Origin of the sequence: Synechococcus sp. R6-7, from assembly GCF_047461695.1 — a bacterium.
Lineage (GTDB): Bacteria > Cyanobacteriota > Cyanobacteriia > Thermostichales > Thermostichaceae > Thermostichus.
In genome coordinates this window covers 1-4,262 of the sequence record NZ_JANSHS010000029.1, presented here as the reverse complement: position 1 = coordinate 4,262, position 4,262 = coordinate 1, and the positions used below count along the sequence as shown (strand labels likewise).

Below are 4,262 nucleotides of genomic sequence, written 5' to 3'. Positions count from 1 at the left end.
CCCTTGATTTTGAGCGGGAGGTGCGGCCCTGGCTGGGGAGGAGCACCCTCTTGGCCAGTTTGCCGGAGTGGGGCACCTTGGTTGCCCTGGAAACGCGGGATGCGGCGCTCTCTCAATTTGAGCTGAACCTGTTGTGGGAACGGCAGAGCTTGGCCGGGAGGCCGGTGCAGGTAGACACTTACAAGGGCATTCAGGTGGTGTCTAGCCCGATTCCGGGCCTGCAGGGTTTCTCGGCAGCCGTTTTCGGCGAGCAATACGTGTTGCTGGCGGAGCAGCCTGCTGCCATTCGGGCTGCAATCGATGCTTGGCAGTTGCCGCAGTTGTCTCTGGTGGCTCAGCCTCTGTTTCAGCAGGTCATCCAGCCCTTGCGGGAGGCGCATGTGGGTTGGGCCTTCTGGCAAAATCCAGAGGCGGTTTCTTCAGATGGGCTGACGTTGCAGGCGGTAGGGCTGGGGTTGGGGGTAAACTTCCGCGGCTTGGTGGCCGAAAGTGCTGCCCTCTGGCATGCGCCCGCTGGCTTCTCCTTGCCGGCGGCAGAAGCCTTTCGCCCGCAGATCCTTCAACATCTGCCGGATAAAACCTTGGCGCTGATTTCCGGAGAGAATCTGGTCTCAGTTTGGCAGAGCCTGGGGCAGATCCAGCCCCTAAATTCCCTGGGGTTGCGGGTGGATCCCGGCCAGTGGCTGCAGCGCTTGCAATCTCAGGTGGCGCTGGACTGGCAGCGTCTGTTGCCGGAACGGGGAGAGTTTGCCTTTGCCCTTTTGCCCGGCGACGGGGATCCAGCCTGGCTGTGGGTCGGTAAGCTGCCGGATGAGTCGGTCGCGACAGCGGGACGGAGTCCTTATTTCGACTTGGATGAGCGGGCACGCGCCCAAGGCTGGCAGGTAATCTCTCTGGCAACGAAGCGTGGCACCGCCACCGCCTGGGCCCAACCGACCACTCCTGCGGGGGAGACGGAGTCCTTGCCGTCAGAACCCCCGCCGGTCGCGACAGCGGGACGGAGTCCTCACCGCTCCACCCATCGACCGGAGATCCCCGTGTTGGCAGGGGAGCGGCTGGAAGTCAGCGGGAAGGGAGGATCCCTGCCGTTGCCGGCGGCAGAAGCTCTTCCCCAGTCGCCGTCGGGGATCCCGTTGCCGGCGCAGGTGTATCACGCCGACCGCAAAGGCTATTCCTACCTGGCCTCTTCTTTGGGGGCTCTGGAGACGGCCCTCGCGGATCCCCCCTTGAGTGCAAATCGCGCCTGGCGCAAGTTGGTGGCTTCCCTGCCCCACCGCAATTTGGGCTATGGCTATGGATCCCTGGGGTTGCTCTTGGAAAGCGAGCTGCCCGACCCGGTCGCGTCAGCGGCGCGGAGCGCTAAGGGATCCCGCTGGTCATCCACGCGCTTTGCCTTCGCCACCACAGCCCTAGCGGTTTCTGAAGCTCCCTACCCCGATCGGGGCTGCCAGATTACCCAAATGGGCAAGCTGTTTTGGGAGTGGCATTGAGGGTCAGACTATCCAGGGATCCCGGCAGTTGGCGTGGATGTATTTGGCCAGGTAGACCTGGTTGCCTGTTTCATTCCACTCCACAAAGTCGAAGATTTGGGTGAGCAGCAGCATTCCTCGGCCCGACTCTTCGGTTTCCAAGATGTTATGTTGGCATCGGTGGAGCTTCTCTTGGGGACAAAAGCCGGGCCCTTGATCTCGCACCAGCCATTGGTAAAAGGGCTGCGAGCTGGCGTACTCGATGATCACCTTCTTGTTGGGGTCGAGGCCGTTGCCGTGGCGGACGGCATTGATGATTGCTTCCTGTAGGCCCAAACGTATTTCCGCTCTCCAGGCAGGAGGGACTTTTGAGATCAAGAGATCGAGGACGGGCTGAGTGTAGAGGGTGGAGGGAAAGCTGATAACGCTCCAGGAGCAGTGGGCGGGTTTGAGGGAGAGGGCAATCACGGAGGCAGTCTTCCCTGGGGCACGGCACTCTGACCCCATTCTAGCAATCCCATCGGGGTCAACCCCAGCAGAGGTGCGGCAGGAGCTCGGCAAGGGGACTTTTGCCGTACCATCTTGAGTGGTAAGTCTCTTCGCGGTTTTATGGCGATCAAGGTTGGAAATAAGGTCAAAGTTCGCTCTGTCCAGGATCGCGGACAAGAAAACCTCAGCGCTCTGGTGGGCAAAGAGGCTGTGGTGCTGGCACGGCGTGTGGTCGATGGCAGCGGTGTCGGCTACATTCTGGAGTTTCCCGATCGCTCTCGACATTGGTTTTTCGAGAGTGAACTGGAGGTGCTCTAAGCCCCTGTCTGTGTTCTGTTGTCTAGAGGGTCGGTTGGTGGCTTCTCCTCCTCATTTGACTCGCCGTTTGCTGGCCCGCCAGATGGCCGCGCAGGTGGATGGCCTGACCGTGGAAATGGCTGCTGCTGCTCTGGAGGCTATGCTGGACAGCATTAGCCAATGCCTGGCCCAGGGGGGATCCGTGCGGCTGGCTCGCTTTGGCACGTTCTCGCTGCGCCATCGTCCCGCCCGGCAAACCTATCATCCGCGCACCAAGGCCCCTGTTCACATCCCGGCTGCCGATGTGCCTCATTTTGTTCCCAGCCCTGAGCTGGGGCGTCCAGCTGGGGTTCGGGTGTCCAAGTCTGAGTCCGCGGGATCCGTGTAGGGTAGCTGCAGAATGACCGTCCTGCTGTGGTTTCGCACCGACTTGCGCCTGCTGGATCACCAGCCGCTGACGCGGGCCTGCCAACAGGGATCCCCTTTGATCCCCTTGTATTGCTTGGATCCCCGCCAGTTTGGCCAGACTTCCTTTGTACTCCGCCCCAGAACCGGCCCTTTCCGCGGTCAGTTTTTGCTGGAGAGTTTGGCAGATCTGCGGCAGCAGTTGCGGTCGCGCGGCTCGGATTTGGTGATCCGCCAGGGACAGCCGGAACACGTGATCCCCACCTTGGCACAGGAGTGGGGGGTCGAGGCGGTCTATGCCCATGAAGAGGTGGGCACCGAGGAGAAGGAGGTGGCGGCTGCTGTTGAGCGGGCTTTGCGGTCTCTGGGGATCCCGTTGCAGGTCGATTGGGGCCACACCCTCTACCACCCTGAAGATCTCCCCTTTTGTCTCTCGCAACTGCCGGAGCTGTTCACCCGCTTTCGAAAGCAAGTCGAGGAAAGCACTCCCATCCGGGATCCCTTGCCCATTCCCTCGATCCCCCCCCTGCCATCGGGTTTGGATCCCGGCCCTCTGCCCACCCTGGCCTCGCTGGGGCTATCTTCACCTGCCGGGGATCCACGGGCTCGCTTCACCTACACCGGCGGGAGCACCGCTGCCCATGCCCGCCTGCAAACCTACTTTTGGGATCGGGATCGGCTGCGCATCTACAAAGAAACCCGCAACGGCATGTTGGATCCCGACGATAGCTCCCGGCTTTCTGCTTGGTTGGCCCTGGGCTGCATCTCCCCTCGCACCGTCTATGCCGAGGTCAAGCGTTACGAGCAGGAGCGGGTGCGCAATGAGTCCACCTACTGGCTGGTGTTTGAGCTGCTGTGGCGGGATTATTTTCGGTTTATCTTGGCCAAGCACGGCGCCAAACTGTTCCGTCCTTCTGGGATCCAAGGGATCCCCATCCCTTGGCAGCAGGATTGGCCGCGCTTTCAGGCTTGGTGTCGGGGTGAGACGGGCTACCCCTTGGTGGATGCCAACATGCGGGAGCTGGCGGCTACCGGATTTATGTCCAACCGGGGACGGCAGAATGTGGCCAGCTTTTTGACCAAGAACCTGGGCATCGACTGGCGCATGGGCGCTGAGTGGTTTGAGTCGTTGCTCATCGACTACGACGTGGCCAGCAACTACGGCAATTGGAACTACACCGCCGGCGTAGGGAACGATGCCCGCGGCTTCCGCTACTTCCACATCCCCAAGCAATCTCGCGAGTACGATCCCAAAGGAGACTATCTGCGCCACTGGTTGCCGGAATTGGCCGGGATCCCGGGGGATAAAATCCACGAGCCCTATCGCCTCACTGCTGCCGAGCAGAAGCAATTTGGAGTCCGATTGGGGGTGGACTACCCTCGCCCACTGGTGGATTTGGAGAAGTCTCTCGCGGCCAACCGACGGGTTTACGAAGCTGCCCTGACCTGCCGATAGGCATTGCCTTGTCTGGGGCTTCTTCCCGAGAGGGGGCTGAGGGGATTTTCTGAGGCGCAGTTCCGGCCCAAGAGTGCTATTCTAGTTAAGCGCTGTCCTGGCTCAGTAGCTCAGCGGTAGAGCAGGGGACTCATAAGCCCTTGGTC

Annotated in this window: 5 protein-coding genes; 4 read left to right on the top strand and 1 reads right to left on the bottom strand. The window is 61.3% G+C overall.

What is annotated here, in order from left to right:
• Positions 1 to 1,490, top strand: a 1,490-nt coding sequence (locus NW815_RS01080) for a DUF3352 domain-containing protein (protein WP_414415629.1), incomplete at its 5' end; no start/stop codon positions are given.
• Positions 1,491 to 1,493: 3 nt separating this feature from the next.
• On the opposite strand, the gene NW815_RS01075 is transcribed toward NW815_RS01080, so the two are convergent.
• A complete protein-coding gene (locus NW815_RS01075) occupies positions 1,494 to 1,937 on the bottom strand; it encodes an ATP-binding protein (RefSeq protein ID WP_414388709.1) in 444 nt (147 codons plus the stop codon).
• Between the two features lie 141 nt (positions 1,938 to 2,078).
• On the opposite strand from NW815_RS01075, the gene NW815_RS01070 reads away from it, so the two are divergent.
• The 3 genes from NW815_RS01070 to NW815_RS01060 are packed head-to-tail and all read left to right on the top strand — an operon-like array spanning position 2,079 to position 4,116.
• A complete protein-coding gene (locus NW815_RS01070; protein WP_041436278.1) occupies positions 2,079 to 2,276 on the top strand; it encodes a cytochrome b6f subunit family protein in 198 nt (65 codons plus the stop codon).
• Positions 2,277 to 2,313: 37 nt separating this feature from the next.
• Positions 2,314 to 2,643: an HU family DNA-binding protein gene (locus NW815_RS01065; RefSeq protein WP_238376891.1), complete on the top strand. Its 330-nt coding sequence runs from the start codon at positions 2,314 to 2,316 to the stop codon at positions 2,641 to 2,643.
• Between the two features lie 12 nt (positions 2,644 to 2,655).
• Positions 2,656 to 4,116 carry a DASH family cryptochrome gene (locus tag NW815_RS01060; RefSeq protein WP_414388708.1) on the top strand — a complete coding sequence of 487 codons (1,461 nt, stop codon included), beginning with the start codon at positions 2,656 to 2,658 and terminating at the stop codon, positions 4,114 to 4,116.
• The last annotated feature ends 146 nt before the right edge of the window (positions 4,117 to 4,262 follow it).